Source organism: Chryseobacterium electrogenes, assembly GCF_053553015.1.
This window is the reverse complement of sequence record NZ_JBNPPB010000002.1, coordinates 696151-715961: the sequence shown is the minus strand read 5'-3', so window position 1 is coordinate 715961 and position 19811 is coordinate 696151. Positions and strand designations below refer to the sequence as shown.

The window sequence follows — 19811 nt, the reverse complement described above, 5'->3', positions numbered from 1 at the left end:
AAAATAAAAACAATATTCTGAATGAAAAAAATTGATAAAGAGTCTATCCAACTCATCAGCCGGCATAGCAATATCAGCCAGCAAGGAATTGATAGAGCACTAAAAGAAAATATCTATAACGACCAAAAAAGTTGGCAGAAATTTATTCAACTATTTTTAATGACTTTAGGCATTGGATTTACCGTTTCTGGTATCATTTTCTTTTTTGCTTACAATTGGGCTAACTTAGACAAATTTGTAAAAATAGGTCTAACACAAGGTTTACTAATTGTTTTGGTCGCTTGTGTTTTATTCTCAAAACTCAGTCTAAATCTTAAAAATATCATTCTCTGTGGCGCTTCTTTATTAGTTGGCGCCTTGTTTGCGGTCTTTGGACAAATTTATCAGACGGGAGCCAATGCGTATGATTTTTTTCTTGCTTGGACTATTTTTATAACCCTATGGACAGTTATCTCTAATTTCACGCCTTTATGGTTGATCTTTTTGATTTTAGTGAATACTACCTTTGTATTATACACACAACAAGTTGCCACAGATTGGAGCTGGGAAGTTATCAATATTACTTTGCTACTGATTAATACATCTGCATTAATACTAAGTTTATTAATCGCTAAAAACAAACCTGAAATTAAAGTTGAAAAATGGTTTATCTACACTCTTGCAATAGCCGTTGTGAGCATCAGTACTTTTGGCATTTGCAGTGCAATATTTGATAATTATTATCAAGATAGCAATACAATTTTCATTACTTTATCTGTTATTCTTTATGCGCTTGGGATATGGTTTGGGATTAAAGAAAGGGCGATATTTTACATTGCGCTAATTCCTACAAGTCTTATTATTATTGTTGCTTCATTTCTTTTCAGTACGTCAACGGACGAGGGAATGTTTCTGTTAGTTGGTGCATTTATTATTGGTAGCATCACTGTTATGGTAAAAACTATTCTTATTCTTCAAAAAAAATGGAATCATGAATCATAAAGAAGATTTATACAATTATTTTAAAAACATCGAAGGCGAAAATTTGTCAATTGATGAAGAAAACTTGGATAAAGAAATCCAGAAAAACGCCAATAATAAATCCAATCTGGCAATAAAAATATTATCAGTCATAGGAAGCATCACGGTTTGTTGCATATTTATAGGACTATTATTTATTTCTAACACAATAGACTCAGAACTTACGATGTCAATTTTAGGGATTGCGTTTATCATTGGCGCTGTCGCCATCAATAAATCGCTTGATAATATCATTATGGATACTTTTAGTATTTCGTTTTATTTGATGGGATTTGTGATGTTAGGCATTGGCATTGCTAATTATTCTGAACAAGAAAATTACATAGCGGTAGCTTTCATTCTCATTTCGGTTATTACGTTATGGCTGACTCAGAACTACATTCTCAGTTTCATTTCTGCATTAATCATACATGGAAGTCTAATGGTTATTCTAAAAGATCAAAATGAATTTTTCAATATTTACTGTTGTATTTTAGCTTTAGGAATGACGTATTTATTTTTAAATGAAGCCAAAATCATGGCATCTGGTAAAAAAATAGCAAAGTTATATGACCCAATCAGGATCGCAATAGTCTTTTCTTTTTTGTCAATATTCATTATAACTAGTCAATCTTGGGCATTTTATTTAGGTTTATATTTTGGACAATATTGGATAACGTCATTAGTGATAATATTAGCAACATTATACACAATTTCTTATATTTTAAAAATATTGAAAATCGACAAAACAAAGGATAAAATTATCATTTATATAATTTCGTTTTTAATACTAGCATCAACGTCACTATCAGTAGCTATTGCTGGATCAATACTTATAATTCTGTTAAGCTTTTTAGTGAATTATAAGACGATTTTTGTTATCGGTATTTTGTCTTTTATCTACTTTATAAGCCGTTTTTATTATGATTTAAGCTTAACCTTATTAACTAAATCCTTGTTCCTAATAGCGTCTGGCATTCTTTTTCTTGCTCTTTATTATTTCGCACATAAAAAACTATCCAAAGATGAAAAAATATAAATGGTTCCTCATTCTCATCAATCTAATCATCTTATTATTATACTTCAATTATTCTGTTTATCAGAAAGAAAAAACCTTAGACAACGGGAAATTAATGTTGTTAAAATTAGCCCCGGTAGATCCTAGATCATTGATGCAGGGCGATTATATGAGTCTTAGATATGATATCAATGATAACGATATTAATACTGATAAAGTCAAAAAACGTAGTTTCTGTGTTGTTACGATTGATAAAAATAATATTGCCCAGTTAGTAAGACTTCAAGATAAGGAAACGCCACTTAACAAGAACGAATTTCTCATTAAATATACTTTAGCAAATGGATTTCTAAATATTGGTGCAGAATCTTTCTTTTTCCAGGAAGGACATGGTGAAAAATATGAAGCAGGCAAATACGGCGCATTAAAAGTAGACGAAAACGGAAACAGCATCTTGATTGGCTTATACAATGAAAATTTCAAAGAAATAAAATAATACATGTGATAATTATTTTTAGTTTAAAATATCTTACATATAGCAATTTACTATAGAATAGAACATTAGAATTATTTCAAAACATTAGAAGTCGTTATTTTGTTTAGTTTTAATTTATTCCATATTTTTGACTAATAATATCTGCATCACTAATCGCAGTAAGAAACCGACCATTGACAACAATATCCATCGTTATCGCCATCTATAACAGAAAAGACGAACTTTTCGAATTGCTAACATCCTTATCGCAACAGTCCGATAAAGATTTTGAAATAATTGTCGTGGATGACGGATCAATCATAGATCTTAAACCGACCATCCCTATTTTTGAAGAACGTCTGGATGTTCAATACTTTAAGAAAACCAATTCTGGGCCTGGATTATCTAGAAATTACGGTGCTCAACGTGCCAAAAATGACTGGTTAGTTTTTGTAGATTCTGATGTGATTGTCGAGAAAGATTACATAGAAAATATCAAAAAAGATTTACAATCCGATCCTTGCGATGCCTTCGGAGGGAATGACAAAGCGCACAAAGGTTTCAATCTGATGCAGAAAGCAATCTCCTACTCCATGACCTCTGTGTTTACAACGGGTGGCATTAGAGGGAATAAGAAAGCGGTGGCTAAGTTTCAGCCAAGAAGTTTTAATATGGGCGTTAACCGAGAAATTTTTAATAAGATTGGTGGCTTTTCTGATATGAGAATTGGCGAAGATCCTGATCTGTCTATGACGCTTTGGGAAAATGGTTACACAACTAAATTTTACGATAACATTGGCGTCTATCACAAACGCAGAACAGATTTTGGGAGATTCTCCAAGCAAGTCTATCAATTTGGGGTAGCACGTCCAATTCTTAACCAAAGACATCCACAGTACACCAAGCTTACATTTTGGTTTCCAACAGTGTTTTTAGTTGGTTATGCGATGGGGATTTTCCATTATTTTGTTTGGGGTTACGCTTACATCCTAGCCCTATACGGATTATATACATTTTTAGTTTTTGGGCATGCATTAATTGTTACCAAGAATATCAGCATCGCTACTATGGCGATTATCTCTACTTATATCCAAATGTTTTCTTACGGCTACGGATTTCTTAAATCTTGGATAAAACTTAATATCCTAAAACAAGATCCTAAAGATGCCTTCCCTACACATTTTTATCATTAAAAATAAATTATGACAACCCCAAAAAGATTCTCTTATCCATCTCCTTTATATACTAAATACTGGAATACCTTAGGACAATCTCTTTTGGATAAAATAGAACTTCCCAAGCAAAAGGATAGTTTAGAAAAGCTTTATTTATTGAATATCGTTGATGACTTGGCAGATCAGGTTGTAAAAGATACTTATCAAAAGTTAGGTTACAAAGAAGCTGACCAATTGCTTACTATTGCCTTAGAACAAGGTATTGACAAAGTTGACAACGCTCCAGAAAGCTTGATTAAACTCTTTGCCGAAGTTGACAAAATCCCTGACTGGTTAGATCACAATCTCATCCATCATGGTACTAACTTTTGCAATCGCTCGGCTGATCTTGGATTAATCGTCCTTAGAAATTATAGCCTAATGAGTGGCTATCGCTCCACACCAATTAACAAACCTTTAATCTTTACGGGTGCGCTGAAAAAAGGTGCAGCAAAGCGATTGGAAGAAACGACTGAGTTCTGGATTAACATCACAGGAAAAAACGCTTTAGATAGACATGAAATTGGGTTCAAATCTATTATTAAAATCAGATTACTGCATTCTTACTCACGGTTGATGATTCTTGAAAAAGCCGACTGGGACTCGCACGACTGGGGAAAACCTCTTAATCTGTGGGATATGCAGGCCACTAATCTTGGCTTCTCATTAATATTCTTGGATGGCTTGAGAAAGCTTAACTTCAATCCGTCACAGGAAGAGATTGATGGCTTATTTCACTTTTGGAAATATGTTGGATTCTTATTAGGCATAGACCCCAAGCTCCTTGCCGACACAGAACAACAAGCAATTACTCTGTTGTATAAATGGTCTATCTGCCAACTGGATGCTGATGAGGAGACCAAAACCTTAGCAACCGCATTAATGGACGAACCTCTACTCGCTCGTTATCCTGAGAAAGCTTGGCAAAGAAAACTAATGAAAGAAATCCATCTGTCTTACAATAACTACTTTTTAGGAATGGATGATTGCCAATTTTTAGGATTGCGAAGATCAAAATTTAATGCAGCATTACTTTCTAGAATCTCCAATTACTTTCTAGAAAAACGAGCGAATAACAATCCAAAATTTTACGATAAAATGAGATTGAAAGGCCGTAAAAAACAAGAATTTATTCGAGATTATATCCAAGGGAAAATTAAATAACACGTCCTCCTTTTCTTTATCCATCATACAACAAGCACCCGCTTATAGCCCCGATAGAAGTGGCATCCTTTACTGGGCGAATGAGGCGGCGGAGCGTAGCGTAGCCGTCCGAGTGAGCCCAGTAAAGATACAGCGGATAGCGGGAATTGCTCCTGAAAAATACAGCATAAAAAAAAACCGCATTCTAAAGAACACGGTTTGTAAGTTTATCTAAGTTCACTTAATTTTCTTAGCGCTATAATCGCTTTCATTACCCAATCGGTCGATGGCTTTTATGGCGACAGCGTTTAGGGATTTTCCGTTTTTGCTTTTCATCAATTCTTTAGAAAGTGTCCCGTATGTTAAGATTTCCGTCTCCCAAGTGTCATTATATTTTGCAAATAAAACCCACTGAAATACTTGTTTCGGTTTCTTAGTACTCCAATTTAGTTTTACCGTTTGAGCGTCAGTATTTACCGTTAAATGTGGCATTTCTATGGTTTCAATCTTAAGCCAAGGACTTCTTGGCACTAATACTTTTTCTTGATACACATTGTTCTTAAGAGCAGTCTGCATACTATAATTCTTGGATAATCCTGCGATGCTCCAATGGATTTCGCCAGGACTATTTTTCACAATCTCACGGGTTTCTTTAACTTGATTAACAATTTCTGTTGGTCTATCAGCAGCCTTAACCTCAACGGTATTAAGTCCTGGCCAAAGATGACGGTTAAAATTATTTTCTGATTGCCACCAAGATAGTAATTTTGGAAAGCTTTGTCCCGGTGAGTTAATCGGCCAATATAATTGCGGCGCATAATAATCTACCCAACCTTTGTTAAGCCATAACTTGGCATCTGCATACAACTCATCAAACTGAGAAGATCCCTTAATCCCCTCTGGGTAACCAGGTTTCCAAATTCCAAATGGACTAATCCCAAATTTGACATAGCTTTTCTCAGCATGAATTTCTCTGTACATTCTCTCCACAAACTGATTAACATTATCTCGTCTCCAATCTGCTCTGGATAAGTTACCTCCAATGTTTTTATAAGCCGTCCAGGTTTTGTTATCTGGAAAATCTGCACCAGCATTGTAGCTAGCATAAGGATAAAAATAATCATCAAAATGTACTGCATCTATATCATAACGTTTCACAAGATCATTAACGACTCTAGAAACATGATTTTGCGTTTCTTTACTCGCTGGATCCATCCAATACATTCCGTTTTTTAGTCTAACAATATTGTCTGGCATCGTGTTAACCAGAGATTTACTCGTTACCTTGCCACCACCAGAATGATGAGCACGGTAAGGATTAAGCCAAACGTGCAGCTCCAATCCTCTCTTATGAGCCTCTTCTATCCAAAACTCTAACGGATCATAATATGGGAAAGGTTCTTTACCAATTTCGCCAGTGATAAAATAAGACCAAGGCTCTATGTTACTCTTGTACATAGCATCTGCAGAAGGTCTTACCTGATAAATTACAGCATTAAAATTATTATCTTTCAACAAATCTAATAACTTGATAACTTCAGCTTTTTGTTGTTCTGTAGTTAAAGAATTTTTTGACGGCCAATTGATATTAGCAACTGTAGCGACCCAAGCTCCTCTAAACTCTCTGTTAACCGCTGGTAATGTTACTCTAAAAGCATCTTCTACTGCTGTTTCTACTTTTGGAAGTGTAGGCTTTACTACTTTTGGAGGCTTAACATTCTGTACCGGTTTTGTTTTGGTAGAACATGATTCTATAATAAAAAGCGACAATAATAAAAAGACAAATATTTTCAAAAAACGATGATTCATAGGCTTTGTAACTTCTGACTTGTAAACTGTTAATTAGTAAAATTAAAAATGAAATGGAAAGATAAATAAAAAAGCCCCAAAATTAGGGGCTTTTAAGTATTTTATGACGAAATAAATATTATTTCGCGTTTCTTTCGATTCTTTTTCTTTCTTCTTCAGAAAGAACTTTCTTTCTCATACGGATAAAGTTAGGAGTTACCTCGATCGCTTCATCAGCTTGGATATATTCCATACATTCTTCTAGAGAGAATAAGATCTTAGGCGCAACACCTGTATCTTTATCTTTACCAGAAGCACGCATGTTGTTCAATTGCTTAGCTTCAACGATGTTTACCACTAGATCACCTGGTTTGTTTTGCTCACCGATAACCATACCTGCGTAGATTTCTTCACCCGGATCAACATAGAACTTACCTCTATCTTGTAGTTTTGCAATAGAATATTCTGTAGCTGGACCTTGAGTTTTAGAAATCAATACACCATTACTTCTTCCAGGAATAGCACCTTTGAAAGGCTTATATTCTGTGAAACGGTGTGCCATGATAGCTTCACCTGCTGTAGCTGTCAACATCTGAGAACGCAATCCGATAAGACCTCTTGAAGGAATCTCGAACTCCATGTGTTGCATTTCACCTTTAGTTTCCATAATGTGAAGATCACCTTTTCTCTGAGTTGCTAAGTCGATTACTCTTGAAGCAAATTCTTCTGGTACATCAACTACCAAAGATTCATAAGGCTCACATTGTACACCGTCAACTTCTCTTAAGATTACTTGAGGCTGTCCAATAGTCATCTCGTAACCTTCTCTTCTCATTGTTTCGATCAAAACTGACAAGTGAAGAATACCTCTACCGAATACCAAGAATGTGTTAGCATCTTCAGTCTGTTGTACTCTTAATGCTAAGTTTTTCTCTAATTCTTTAGTTAATCTTTCTTTAAGGTGATTAGAGGTTACATATTTACCATCTTTACCGAAGAAAGGTGAGTTATTGATAGAGAAAGTCATGTTCAATGTAGGCTCATCAATAGCAGTTCTTGGCAATGGTTCTGGATTTTCTAGATCTACGAAAGAATCTCCAATCTGGAATGCATCAAAACCAACGATTGCACAGATATCTCCAGCTTTAACCTCAGTTACTTTTTTCTTCCCAAGACCTTCGAAAACGTAAAGTTCTTTTACTTTTCCTTTCAATATTTTACCGTCAGCTTGCGCTAATCCTATCCATTGAGATTCTTTGATCTCTCCTCTGATTACTTTTCCGATTGCAATTCTTCCTAAGAAAGAAGAGAAATCAAGAGAAACGATCTGCATCTGTAAGTTACCTTCTTCAACTTTAGGCTCTGGAACATATTGTAAGATACCATCTAATAATGGGAAAATATTATCCGTCTGCTCTAATGATGTATTGAACCAACCTTGCTTAGAAGATCCGTAGAATGTTGGGAAATCTAATTGCTCCTCAGTAGCCTCTAGGTTAAAGAACAAATCAAATACTTGATCATGAACTTCGTCTGGACGACAGTTAGGTTTATCAACTTTATTAATAACTACTAATGGTCTAAGACCTAATTCTAAAGCTTTTTGCAATACAAATCTTGTCTGTGGCATAGGGCCTTCGAAGGCATCTACCAACAGGATTACACCATCTGCCATTTTCAAAACACGCTCTACTTCTCCACCGAAATCGGCGTGACCAGGTGTATCGATAACGTTAATCTTAACGTCTTTATAATTAACAGAAATATTCTTAGATAAAATGGTAATTCCTCTTTCTCTTTCGAGATCGTTGTTGTCCATTATTAATTCTCCACTTTCTTGATTTTCTCTGAAAATGTTGGTAGCATGAATAATCTTATCAACCAAAGTTGTCTTACCGTGGTCAACGTGTGCGATAATCGCAATATTTCTAATGTTTTGCATGAATGATTTTTACGGGTGCAAAATTACTGTTTTTTTATGGAAAACATTTAATGTTATCATATATTAATATAAAAAAAGTCCATTTTTTTTCAAATGGACCTTATTAAAATTGTTTATTCTACAATAAGTTTGTCTGCCTGGATAGGCTTTCCTCCCTCTGTAATACTAATGATATAAACACCTTTAGCCATCCCTCTGGTAGAAATAGCATCTATTGCATTTTTATTTCTTTCGAAAGATTTCACCAACTTACCAGAAACATCTAAGATCTCCACTTTCACTTTATCCAAGCTTAATGTTGGCTTCCCTTTTATAAAAAACTCTCCTTTAGCAGGATTGGGATAAACATTATAAGCTTTATCTTTTGATACCTCATTAATTGCTAGTTTACATTTCTCCGGTAGGTCAAAATTTTCTACTTGATCAGAAATATTGCTTGGAGATCCTGATGAAGCAGTCAATCCCAATCCTCTTTTTGCAAATACTTCCCAGATTAGACATTCATCTACTCCTCCTTTAAGAGCATCTGCTTGTAAAATAGCATTTCTTCCAGACACAAAATCAGGATTACAAGGCTGAAGCTTTAATCCATCCATAACTAATTGCAATGCCTTTGCACTTCCAGAATTAGGATCAGCTGTTACATCATAATTATAACCATACTTTTCTGCCATTTTCCAATGTAAATCCCAAAGCATAGTTGCCCAGATTTGCCCTACTGCATGTGCTTGTCCGCCTGTACTATTTGTACTAGCATATGTAAACGGATTAGCAGACATATCTGTCGTGTATCTATAAGTTCTAATACCTTGTCCAGTTGTCCCTTGTCCATTAGAATATGTACCCATGCCTCTGGCTGTTGTTGACGTAAATCCAGGTCGATTAGTTACCATTAACCCAAAAAAGTCAGACCAACCTTCTCCCATTTGCTCTTGATTAGACAAGCAACCAAAGCCTTGTCCTGTCATTCTGTTAGAGATACCATGTCCATATTCGTGGGCAATTACGGCATTATCAAAACTTGAGTTTCTGTAACCGTATGCTAGATCTTTTAAACTAACATTAACAACAACTCCATTCTTTACTTGGTCTAAAAGATAATCCCCTTCTGATTTACCTATCATAATGGATGGAATAAGAACACCCGATGTCCCTTGGCTAGCATCTCCCATATCAACAGGCGTGCCTACATCAGTTCTATAAATAATAACACCCGTAGCACCTGCATCTTGTAGATTCTTAACCTTAGTAATATAATTACAAGTATTAACATGACTAACCAAGCCTATCTTACCTTTCAAATCATTTGTAATTTTAGAACAGCCCGTAATATCAGAAGCTACCACCACGTCCCCTGTTATTGGCACGGCTAATACCTGCTTACCAAACACAGCTCGACCAGCATTAACACCAGGTCTAGTAACAGCATCTTGAGGAGAGTTATAATATAGCTTTTGTTTTACGCCTACTTGCCCTACATTCCATAAATACATTTGCATACGTGAGCCAGTACTAAAACCATCTCTTCCTGGATTAAAATTAGCATTATTATATCCACTTCCGTCAAAGGCTTCTGCTTTTACAGGATCATTACCAAGTCCTCCTTTACCAAAATTATCAACTTGATAGTTCCTTGCCGATTCTGTAAATCCAAACTTATAAAATATATCATGCATCATATTATTCATATAGAATAAATTCGTAATGGAAGATTGCTTATTATCATACGCAGAAACTGTTAATCCTTGCGTGTATGGAAAATCGAAGATTCTATTAGCACCACCATCTACATCATCTGCAGGGTTAGAAGAATTATTGCCTACGTTATCAAAATAAGCATGGACATTATTACCTTGCGTATTAGTATAATTTTTGTTAGTGGTAGAATGCCATCCCAGAGGAGAAGCGCTAAGATCCCAAGGATTACTTACTATCTCTCTAGCTCCAAAGGTTGGAGCTTCTATTGGTAACTTAAAAACATTATATGATGCATCACCTACCTCAGCTTTAGAAAATCCCAGAGCTTTTACCTTTAATTCACTTAATGAAGAATTATTAAAGTCTGCTATATTTCCATCTGTAAAATCTCCCGCATGATCATGATCAAAACTACAAGAAATAACCATATTATACTTTTCTATAATTTGATTATTCTCCAAGTTAACTAATACAGACCAAAAAGCATTATTAGCAGAATCATCAACAAAAAATAATTGAGCAGGAACCAACTTATCATTCTCATTAAACGCATAATAAGTTTCATTAAATACATTTTTAATACCTTGAGTTTCTTTAGCATCAGAAGCATCTACCAGCTGATAACTTTCTGAAGCCAAACCAAGATTATCCATCATCGAACGAAATGCCCCAAGCACCGAATGCTTATTTTTATAGTCTGAAGCATAGGTCTTTTTCTCAAAATTATTTTGTAAAGTCAATACTTTACCACTTTGGATAACAACTTTACCTAGCGCTTTATAAATAGGCAAACCATTATAATACTGTTGGATATCAACAATATTAGACTTCAAACTTTGAGAATTATTCTCATTTAGAATTTTAAAATCCAAATTATTACTAGCTTCTTTAAAACTAGCTTCTTTAGCAATGTAATCTCTAATAATTGTCTCTGTGTCTTGCGCACTAAGAACCGACACAAAAAAAAGTGCACCAATTCCCAATGAGCGAGTTAGTAGTTTGTTCTTCATATTATCATATTTAAAATTTAAAAACTCAAGCCAAACGCTTATTTACTTAAAAAAAGTATAAATATATCAATTATAAAATAAAAAACGCAACAAAAAGTAAGAAAACTAACAATTATCAAAACAAATAAAACACATCATTACCATATCAGTAAAGTACTTTACAATTCTATTAATTAAAGATTATTTAAAAATAAGAATCTAACAACACTAATTCGCAAACACTAAAATCAAAAAACGCCACCTTTTTATACTTATAAAGTCCGCAAATAATAGACTTAGACACAACAACCTCAGGCAATAACATCATGCAATTAAAATAATATGTGACATATTATACATTTAATAAAAAAAAATGTATTTTTGTTGAAATTCAAAAAAGTAAAAATGGCTGAATATAAGTTATTACTTCCCTCAATGGGAGAAGGTGTGATGGAAGCTACTATTATCAGTTGGCTTTATAACGAAGGAGACACCATTAAAGAAGATGACTCTGTAGTAGAAATCGCAACAGATAAAGTAGACTCTGATGTACCGACGCCAGTTTCTGGTAAAATTGTAAAAATCCTAAAACAGAAGGACGACATTGCAAAAATCGGAGAAGCCATTGCTATTTTAGAGATCGACGGCGATAACTCTAGCAATACGGCAGAAGTAGTTACAGAAACATCAACACCAGATGCGGAAGTATTACAAGTTATAGAGCAGCCTTTACAAGCATCTGCAACCACGGTAGAATTGTCTGGAGACTTACACCTATCACCATTGGTAAAATCTATTGTACAGCAAGAAAATATATCAGAAGCAGAGCTAAAAACTATTAAAGGAAGCGGCTTAGAAAACCGAATTACAAAAGAAGATATCTTAGCATACCTTTCTAATAGAGGTAATAAGCCAGCACCAGTTACGCCACAAGCAACTGCAAAACCTAATACAACTGCACCAGCAACACCAATATCTGTAGCTGCGGGAGACGAAGTTATCCCAATGGACAGAATGCGAAAAATCATCGCAGAAAACATGGTAAAAGCTAAACAGATTGCTCCACACGTAACTTCTTTCATAGAAACAGACGTTACCAATGTAGTAAAATGGAGAGCAAAACATAAAGCCGCTTTCGAGAAACGCGAAGGCGAAAAATTGACATTCATGCCGATTTTCGTTAAAGCGATTGTAAAAGCAATACAAGATTATCCAATGATTAATGTCTCTATTAATGGAGAAAATATCATTAAGAAAAAGAACATCAATATTGGTATGGCAACTGCATTACCAGACGGTAACTTGATTGTTCCGGTAATCAAAAACGCTGACCAATTATCATTATCAGGATTAGCAAAAGCCATTAATGATTTGGCTTATAGAGCGCGTAACAAAAAGCTAAGACCAGAAGACACACAAGGCGCGACTTACACAATTTCTAATGTAGGAAGCTTCGGGAACCTTATGGGCACGCCAATTATTCCACAACCGCAAGTTGCGATTTTGGCGATTGGCGCAATCGTAAAAAAACCTGCTGTCTTAGAAACTGCAGACGGAGATGTAATCGCGATTCGTCAATTAATGTTCATGTCACATTCTTACGATCACCGTGTTGTTGATGGATCTCTGGGCGGAATGTTCCTAAAACACGTACACGATTACCTTCAAAATTGGGATATGAACACCGAGGTGTAATCCTATTTTGCACTTATAAATATAACCTTCAGAGTCATCTGGAGGTTTTTTTGTATAATAATACAAGCAAATTAATGATTTGAGATTAGGGATTTGACTTGATTCAAAATGCTTTTTATGGCAGCTATTTCCGTCTTCCGCTCCCACTCTTTTGTCTTCGTTACACTACAACAAAAGGAGTTTCGCTCGAGCCGGGCTGCAACCTTGCGTTCATTAATATAATTTCATTCTTTTAATGAAAAAACGCTATTATTTAACAAAACAACACATCAATAACCATCAATATCTCAACATAAAAACCCAAATTTATAATAACTTTCAATTTCATTAAAATTACAATGAAAACTTTTAACATTGATAATCAATCAGTTAATAAAAAGTTTTAAATTTACTTACTACTTTGTATTGCATAATACTAAAGTTTATCCATATCTTTGCTATGTAATATTACTTAAAGTGCGAAAAGTCTAATCAACTTTTAAGAAAACCGATCATTAAAAATCATATAACACTATGAATACAGAAAACACAAAAGCGCAAATGCGCAAAGGCATTCTGGAATTCTGTATTTTAAGCCTCATCCAAAGCCGAGAAATGTATGTTTCCGATCTTATAGATGAACTTAAAAAAGGAAAACTAGATGTGGTAGAAGGAACGCTCTACCCTCTTCTAACAAGATTAAAAAACGGAGAATTCCTTAACTATCGTTGGGAAGAATCCACAAGTGGACCACCTAGAAAATATTATCAAATTACAGAAAAAGGCACACTTTTTTTAAAAGAACTACAAAATACTTGGCAAGACCTCACAGAGTCTGTAAACAACATAACACAAACCACAAAAATCTAATATTATGAACAAGACATTATCTATAGCACTCGCAGGCTTCTCTTTCGTGATTGACGAGCATGCTTATATAAAATTGAGTGATTATCTACAGGCTTTGCGTGGTTCTCTTGATGCAGATGAAGCAGATGAAGTAATGCACGACATTGAGATAAGAATGGTAGAAATCTTCAAAGATAGCCTTGGCAAACGTGAAGTCATCAATGATATTGACGTAGAGAAAGTTATCGCTCAGATTGGTACACCAGAGCAAATTGATGAGCAAGAAGAAGCTTATTACTCAGAAAGCAAACCAAAGAATAAAAGCACTTTTTCTGGATACAATAAGAATGACCAGAAGCAATTATTCAGGGATCCGGGACAACAGAAAATTGCTGGTGTATGTGCAGGATTGGCAGCTTATTTCAACATGGATATTACTTGGATGAGATTAATCTGGATTGGTGCATTTCTATTTTTATGGATCGCTCCAGGATCATCTTTCTTAGTTGTTTTACTTTATGGTATCCTTTGGATGGTATTACCACAAGCAGCATCTGCTTCTGATTACCTTAAAATGAAAGGAAAACCACTCAACTTCGACAACTTAAAGGAAGAATCCAGCAAAATTGTGCAATTCGCTAATGATTCTACGCAGCGTGTTGGCGAGTTTTACAACGAGAACAAACCTCAAATTAGCCAAGCAAGCGGCACTGTTTGGAACATTTTAAAATACACTTTCGCGGTATTGGTTTCATTAATGGCAGCTGGCTCTTTTATTGGATTGTTTGTCATGATTGCAGCCTTTAATCTTGGTAAGTTTAATGTGGATGATAATCTTGGTTTTTATCTTGAAGAAAATAATCTTGGTTACTTATTACTCTTTATTGCTGGGATCCCAGTGGTGATTGTAGGTGTTGCATTTTTACTATTAGCAATAAAGTTATTCTCTCCTAAGACCAAATTCAATTATATAGGCAAAGTCTTAGGTACTTTTGGAATTATCTGGATTATTTTGGTTGGGATTTTCGCTTACAGCGCCTCTAACATCAGCATGAGATCAGAAGGCTACAATGAAGACTCAGAAAATATTGCAATCAATACAACTTCTGATAGTCTTATTATCGAAAGCAACAAGATAAATATCCCTTCTAACTTTAAAAATTATTGGGATAACGTCTACTCTGACAAAAAAGTTATTTACAAGAAAGATTATCCTTCTGTAGATGTGATAAGAAAAGACGGAATTAAAATGCCTTATATTTTAATTAAAAAAGAGGCTAATGGTTATAATCAACCAATCAAAATAAGAGTTCCTGTCCAGGTTGTTAACAATAAAATCATGTTCCCTAACTACATTTCTTATCCTTACGATCATCGTTTTAGAAATTACAGAATTAATTATGAGTTATTCGTTCCTAGAGATATGACTATCGTTAAAAATAACAACTATGATGTCTTAGTAAGAGATGACGCAGATAATAATGAATTAGATGATATTGATGATGATTTCGATTATGACAAACATAATCAAGGTATCAAAATCGAAAAGAACAAAATCAAAATTAATGGTACAACCATAGAATATAGTTCTGACGATAAAGATCATGTTATCATTAACGGCAAAAAAGTAGATTCTGATTCTGCAGAAATTATGCTTAAGAAGATGAAAATTAGCGACACCGACATTAAGAATCTTGACATCTCTGTCAAAGATGGTAAAAATGAAGTTAGCATCAAAGCTAAATAACACTCAATAACACAACTCAACTTATGAAAAATCCATTTTTATTAATATTTATTTTCGGGTCATTGTTATTCAAATCTCAAACCAACCGATTCTTCTATGAGCTACAATCTCGTAAAGATTCTACAGAAGATTACAGAAGAAACATAATGGTTTTGGATATCAACCCTAAGAGCATCAAATTTTACGACAAAAATCTTTTGGATTATGACTCTATCAATAAGAACAATAAAAATGGATTTTCATCTAGGACCAATACCAAGACGGATCAGTTAATCATTAGAAAACCCGGAAGCTTTCAGAACTCTTGGTACAGAGATTTTATGGATTATTTTGTCATCAATTCTAAAGACGAAATCTCTTGGAAACTTTATCCAGAAATCAAGACTTATAACAATTATAAGCTTCAGAAAGCGACAACTAATTTTGGAGGAAGAAGCTGGACAGCTTGGTTTGCTAAGGATATTAACATCCCAGAAGGCCCTTATAAATTCAGAGGTTTGCCTGGTTTAATATTTTTATTAGAAGACAGCAACAAAGACTTTATTTACGCACTTGCAGGCAACAAAAAACTAAGCGACACTTATGATACATCAGATTTCTTAGAGCAGCATTATAATAAAAAAGCAATGCCCGCGACGAGAGAATCTTTTAACAAATATCTTGTTGAATTTTATAACAATCCAATAAAATCATTTACCGATCAAGTTAAAAATGGTAATACAGTTTCTTTTAAAAATGAAGAAGTTAAAAACTTGGACGAGCTCAACAAAAAGAAAACCATGATGCAAAAGATGATTAAAGAGCGATACATCTATATAGAAAAGGATAATGCTCCAATCTTTAATTAAAAATAATAATAAAACTGATATAGCTGAGCTAAAAAACTCATAATCAATTTATTTATTAAAAAAATAACATCTAAAATAATAGAAAATAAAAAATAATTACTAATTTCGTAACCACAAAATCACAAACTATGGTACAAATCGTTTTAGAAATCGCCATTAAGATAATGGATTTCATCACCAATCTTTTTTAGATAAGACTTTTGATTTTTATACAAATAATTTTGTGTAAATATTAATAAAATATCATAATATTTAAAGCTAAAATTATGTAGCTTTGTAAAGTATAACCCTTATTGGTTATACTTTTTTTATTTCAAATCAATTAATAATGAAGAAATTTTTTGGAAGCCTAGTGCTGAAAATTCTTGGTTGGAAGGTTGAGCTAGAAGGCGATGTTAATAATCTTGACAGATGTATTTTAGTTGTAGCACCACACACTGCAAACATAGAATACATTCTTGGTAATCTCGCCTATTGGAAGCTAGGAAAACCTCTGAAAATCATTATAAAAGATGCTCATACCAAAGCTTGGTATGGCGGTATTGTAAAAGCCTTAGGCGGTATTGGTATAGATCGTTCTCAGAAAAATAATCTCGTACAGTTTGTTGCTAATGAGTTCAAAAAAGAAGATTTCAGTCTGGTAATTACACCAGAAGGTACCAGATCTTGGGTGCCAAAGTGGAAAAGAGGTTTTTATAATATGGCGCTAGAGGCAAAAGTTCCTTTAGTATTAGCTGCAGGAGATTTTGGGACTAACACCGTATTTTTAGGTTACAAAATAAGTTATGAAGATCTTGTGTCTCGTTCTTACGAAGATGTTATGCTTCAGATCCAAGAATATTATACCAAAATAACGCCTAAACATCCTGAAAAATGGAATCCAAAAATCTTTTAATTATCATCTAATTTACTTTTATAAAAATGGATCAAGCCAAAAAAGAAGAGATGCTAAAACATCTTAACGAATGGAATAAAAAGACTTTATTAGAAGTTTTAGAAATAACATTTACCGACATAACAGAAGACTCCCTTACCGCAACAATGCCCGTTAACTGGCGCGTACACCAGCCTTATGGCATGTTACACGGTGGCGCAAGTTGTGTATTAGCAGAGAGCTTAGGCTCTTGCCTTTCTAACGCCTTTATTGATACAGAAAAATATTATGCAGTAGGTACAAGCATCAATAGTAATCATCTAAAAAGTGTTACAAAAGGTATTGTAACAGGAAAAGCAAAGTTTGTAAGAAAAGGTGCGACGCTTCATTTTTCTGAAATCGAAATTAGAAACGAAAAAGGTGACCTTACCAACCACACTACCATGACTAATATCGTGATTCGTAAGTAATATGCTTTACTTCAGACTTCCCTTTTCAGACGATTTTTATACGACTGATGAGACCAATATAGATCCATTGGTAAGTTTTGTTTCTTTTGATAAAAAACAAAAAATTGATTTCAAAGGTCAATTAAAAAAAATTGAAATAGCAGATATTTTAGCTAAAGATTTTACGCCTAAATCCAAAAGCGAATTTGTAGAACTCTACAAAGAAACCGAAGATTCTTACGCTAATAAAATCCATCAGGCTATAGATTTTATAGAACAACATCAGCTAAAAAAAATAGTTATTTCTCGTAGAAAACTGTTGCTTTACAGTAATATTTCGACAGAAAAAAAACTATCATTATCTCATAGCTTTATTAAGTTTTGCGAGGCATATCCTAATGCTTTTTGTTACCTTTTTGAGAAAGATAACATTTGTTGGATGGGTGGATTTTCTGAAGTATTAGGGAAATATAATAAACTTACCAACACCTTTGAGACGATGAGTCTTGCTGGCACTCAGCCTGTTGAAACCCCTTGGACAGATAAGGAAATTGAAGAACAAAAACCCGTTACAGATTATATTCAAAATATACTAAAACGGTTTGCAAGCGATATTCATATTTCTAAAGTACAAGATCATATTTCTGGAAATATCAAACATCTTAAAACGGATTTTACAGCAAAAGTCTATCCACAAGATGTAGAAAATCTAATTAAAGAATTACACCCAACGCCTGCTGTATGCGGTTTTCCGAAGGAAATTTGCCAACAAGGTATTAAGATCATAGAATTTGTCAACCGTGATTTCTACGCTGGCTACACCAAAGTAGAAACTGAGGAAGAGATTAATTATTTCGTAAATCTTAGATGTGCAGAGTTTTTCAAAAACTATGCTATTCTATATGCTGGTGGCGGAATAACCCCGAAAAGTGATGCAAAAAAAGAATGGGAAGAGACAGAATTAAAAGCTATGGCTATCCAAGATAACTTAGTATTTATTTAAAATTATACTTCTCTATTTTAGATAACTTTTAAAACCAAAAACACCTTTCTACAACTAACAGAAAGGTGTTTTATATTTTAAAGTTTTCAGGAAAAAGCTGTATCGGTTGAATACTAAGCTTTTATAAAGATTATCAAAAAAGTCAGGTAACGATTTGGTAACGGTGCTTATTGCTTTGCTTTTCAACGTGTTTCCGTTAGCTCATAGCAAATATATGAAATTTAATTCTGTTCTATTAGTTTAAAGAAAATGATTTTAAAATCTATTTTTCATACTCTTCTATCTTTCGAACCAAACTAAGTTTAAGGGTATCAATAAATTTTGTACGATTTATTTTTCGAGATTTAATTTCCATAAACGTATGGTAAAAATCACCTAATTCGATATTGAAAATGCTTTCAAAATACTTTGCAATATGCTTTACATCTGCATTTCCATTTTCGAATACTCCTTGAGAGTGCAATGCATAAATTAACTCTATTAATGCAGTTTTACTTGAGGTCCAATTTAAATTTGAATGATTTATTGGTTTGCTCCTTTTTTGTAAGTAGGAAAGCCGATCCTCCAAATAGACTTGTATTAAATCATTTGCCAAAATTTTTGCAACTTTATAATCGTGGGATGTTGAAAAATTATGATCTGATTCAAAAAAATATGTGTCAAGGCTAAGCTTGATATCATGTTTACCCCTTACAAAATATTTTTGATCCAAAAAAGTGCTATTCGTTCTATAGTATTTATAAAACTCCAAATTATTATCAAAGTATTTTTTCAGCCTTATTTGTTCGTTGATAAGATACTTTTTTATTAATTTATATGAGCCGTGAGGTTTTTTCGATTCAATCTTAAAAATAGCATTATAGTATATTAATTTAGACAAAATATCTGGCTTCAGTTTTTTAAAGAAATATATTTCATCTTCTTCTTTGTCAAATCCTTTTTCCAGAACATATAGTTTAACTTCCTTAAGATAATTTAGGATGAGAGAAACGGATGCCTCTGCCAGTTGGATTGGTTCATCAAACTCAATTTTATATACTTCAATTCGTTCATCAAGTTCTTTTAGTTTATCTCTATAAAATTTATGCATTTTAAAAATAT

General features: G+C 33.8%; 16 protein-coding genes. 12 read left to right on the top strand and 4 right to left on the bottom strand.

The genetic code is table 11. The features are described from left to right. The first annotated feature begins 21 nt into the window (after positions 1-21). The 5 genes from ACQQ6V_RS03295 to ACQQ6V_RS03275 all read left to right on the top strand — a co-directional run bounded on the left by ACQQ6V_RS03295 (position 22) and on the right by ACQQ6V_RS03275 (position 4870). Positions 22-981 (top strand): DUF2157 domain-containing protein, encoded by a 960-nt coding sequence (locus ACQQ6V_RS03295; RefSeq protein ID WP_448844129.1) that lies wholly within the window; start codon positions 22-24, stop codon positions 979-981. Continuing rightward, the gene (locus tag ACQQ6V_RS03290) at positions 971-2038 is read left to right on the top strand and encodes a DUF4401 domain-containing protein (RefSeq protein WP_448844128.1); all 1068 of its coding nucleotides are present in this window, start codon (positions 971-973) and stop codon (positions 2036-2038) included. Before ACQQ6V_RS03295 ends, ACQQ6V_RS03290 begins: the two co-directional genes overlap by 11 nt. Next, a complete protein-coding gene (locus tag ACQQ6V_RS03285; RefSeq protein ID WP_448844127.1) occupies positions 2025-2513 on the top strand; it encodes a GDYXXLXY domain-containing protein in 489 nt (162 codons plus the stop codon). The genes ACQQ6V_RS03290 and ACQQ6V_RS03285 overlap by 14 nt, the downstream gene beginning before the upstream one ends. A 173-nt stretch (positions 2514-2686) precedes the next feature. Next, complete coding sequence (locus ACQQ6V_RS03280; protein WP_448844126.1) at positions 2687-3685, top strand: glycosyltransferase family 2 protein; 999 nt, start codon at positions 2687-2689, stop codon at positions 3683-3685. A 9-nt stretch (positions 3686-3694) separates the two neighbouring features. Further along, entirely contained in the window at positions 3695-4870 is a 1176-nt protein-coding gene (locus tag ACQQ6V_RS03275; protein WP_448844125.1) for an oxygenase MpaB family protein, read from the top strand. 216 nt (positions 4871-5086) lie between these two features. On the opposite strand, the gene ACQQ6V_RS03270 is transcribed toward ACQQ6V_RS03275, so the two are convergent. From ACQQ6V_RS03270 to ACQQ6V_RS03260, 3 genes are all read right to left on the bottom strand, one after another. Next, entirely contained in the window at positions 5087-6658 is a 1572-nt protein-coding gene (locus ACQQ6V_RS03270) for a glycoside hydrolase family 10-like protein (protein WP_448844124.1), read from the bottom strand. A gap of 118 nt (positions 6659-6776) precedes the next feature. Further along, positions 6777-8579: a translational GTPase TypA gene (typA, locus tag ACQQ6V_RS03265; RefSeq protein ID WP_448844123.1), complete on the bottom strand. Its 1803-nt coding sequence runs from the start codon at positions 8577-8579 to the stop codon at positions 6777-6779. 113 nt (positions 8580-8692) lie between these two features. Next, positions 8693-11287 carry a T9SS-dependent M36 family metallopeptidase gene (locus ACQQ6V_RS03260; protein ID WP_448844122.1) on the bottom strand — a complete coding sequence of 865 codons (2595 nt, stop codon included), beginning with the start codon at positions 11285-11287 and terminating at the stop codon, positions 8693-8695. 384 nt (positions 11288-11671) lie between these two features. On the opposite strand from ACQQ6V_RS03260, the gene ACQQ6V_RS03255 reads away from it, so the two are divergent. The 7 genes from ACQQ6V_RS03255 (at position 11672) to ACQQ6V_RS03225 (ending at position 18710) form a co-directional block, all read left to right on the top strand. Beyond that, positions 11672-12961: a dihydrolipoamide acetyltransferase family protein gene (locus ACQQ6V_RS03255; RefSeq protein ID WP_448844121.1), complete on the top strand. Its 1290-nt coding sequence runs from the start codon at positions 11672-11674 to the stop codon at positions 12959-12961. A gap of 513 nt (positions 12962-13474) precedes the next feature. Next, entirely contained in the window at positions 13475-13810 is a 336-nt protein-coding gene (locus tag ACQQ6V_RS03250) for a PadR family transcriptional regulator (RefSeq protein WP_448844120.1), read from the top strand. A 4-nt stretch (positions 13811-13814) separates the two neighbouring features. Continuing rightward, positions 13815-15536, top strand: a complete 1722-nt coding sequence (locus tag ACQQ6V_RS03245) for a PspC domain-containing protein (protein ID WP_448844119.1) — start codon at positions 13815-13817, stop codon at positions 15534-15536. Positions 15537-15559: 23 nt separating this feature from the next. Further along, positions 15560-16384 (top strand): GLPGLI family protein, encoded by an 825-nt coding sequence (locus ACQQ6V_RS03240; protein ID WP_448844118.1) that lies wholly within the window; start codon positions 15560-15562, stop codon positions 16382-16384. Positions 16385-16712: 328 nt separating this feature from the next. Next, the gene (locus ACQQ6V_RS03235) at positions 16713-17279 is read left to right on the top strand and encodes a 1-acyl-sn-glycerol-3-phosphate acyltransferase (protein WP_448844117.1); all 567 of its coding nucleotides are present in this window, start codon (positions 16713-16715) and stop codon (positions 17277-17279) included. Positions 17280-17305: 26 nt separating this feature from the next. Beyond that, positions 17306-17728, top strand: a complete 423-nt coding sequence (locus tag ACQQ6V_RS03230) for a PaaI family thioesterase (RefSeq protein WP_448844116.1) — start codon at positions 17306-17308, stop codon at positions 17726-17728. Position 17729: 1 nt separating this feature from the next. Beyond that, on the top strand, positions 17730-18710 hold the full coding sequence (locus tag ACQQ6V_RS03225; RefSeq protein WP_448844115.1) for a chorismate-binding protein: 981 nt from the start codon (positions 17730-17732) through the stop codon (positions 18708-18710). Positions 18711-18972: 262 nt separating this feature from the next. Here ACQQ6V_RS03225 and ACQQ6V_RS03220 read toward each other — a convergent pair whose 3' ends face one another. Beyond that, entirely contained in the window at positions 18973-19800 is an 828-nt protein-coding gene (locus ACQQ6V_RS03220; RefSeq protein WP_448844114.1) for an RteC domain-containing protein, read from the bottom strand. Positions 19801-19811 lie beyond the last annotated feature (11 nt).

Excerpts from the sequence above, each read along its gene's own strand:
- ACQQ6V_RS03255 (WP_448844121.1), top strand. The coding sequence starts at position 11,672 with ATGGCTGAATATAAGTTATTACTTCCCTCAATGGGAGAAGGTGTGATG.
- ACQQ6V_RS03235 (WP_448844117.1), top strand. The coding sequence starts at position 16,713 with ATGAAGAAATTTTTTGGAAGCCTAGTGCTGAAAATTCTTGGTTGGAAG.
- ACQQ6V_RS03220 (WP_448844114.1), bottom strand. The coding sequence starts at position 19,800 with ATGCATAAATTTTATAGAGATAAACTAAAAGAACTTGATGAACGAATT.
- ACQQ6V_RS03240 (WP_448844118.1), top strand. The coding sequence starts at position 15,560 with ATGAAAAATCCATTTTTATTAATATTTATTTTCGGGTCATTGTTATTC.
- ACQQ6V_RS03270 (WP_448844124.1), bottom strand. The coding sequence starts at position 6,658 with ATGAATCATCGTTTTTTGAAAATATTTGTCTTTTTATTATTGTCGCTT.
- ACQQ6V_RS03230 (WP_448844116.1), top strand. The coding sequence starts at position 17,306 with ATGGATCAAGCCAAAAAAGAAGAGATGCTAAAACATCTTAACGAATGG.
- ACQQ6V_RS03225 (WP_448844115.1), top strand. The coding sequence starts at position 17,730 with ATGCTTTACTTCAGACTTCCCTTTTCAGACGATTTTTATACGACTGAT.
- ACQQ6V_RS03285 (WP_448844127.1), top strand. The coding sequence starts at position 2,025 with ATGAAAAAATATAAATGGTTCCTCATTCTCATCAATCTAATCATCTTA.
- ACQQ6V_RS03250 (WP_448844120.1), top strand. The coding sequence starts at position 13,475 with ATGAATACAGAAAACACAAAAGCGCAAATGCGCAAAGGCATTCTGGAA.
- ACQQ6V_RS03245 (WP_448844119.1), top strand. The coding sequence starts at position 13,815 with ATGAACAAGACATTATCTATAGCACTCGCAGGCTTCTCTTTCGTGATT.
- ACQQ6V_RS03275 (WP_448844125.1), top strand. The coding sequence starts at position 3,695 with ATGACAACCCCAAAAAGATTCTCTTATCCATCTCCTTTATATACTAAA.
- ACQQ6V_RS03295 (WP_448844129.1), top strand. The coding sequence starts at position 22 with ATGAAAAAAATTGATAAAGAGTCTATCCAACTCATCAGCCGGCATAGC.
- ACQQ6V_RS03290 (WP_448844128.1), top strand. The coding sequence starts at position 971 with ATGAATCATAAAGAAGATTTATACAATTATTTTAAAAACATCGAAGGC.
- typA (WP_448844123.1), bottom strand. The coding sequence starts at position 8,579 with ATGCAAAACATTAGAAATATTGCGATTATCGCACACGTTGACCACGGT.
- ACQQ6V_RS03260 (WP_448844122.1), bottom strand. The coding sequence starts at position 11,287 with ATGAAGAACAAACTACTAACTCGCTCATTGGGAATTGGTGCACTTTTT.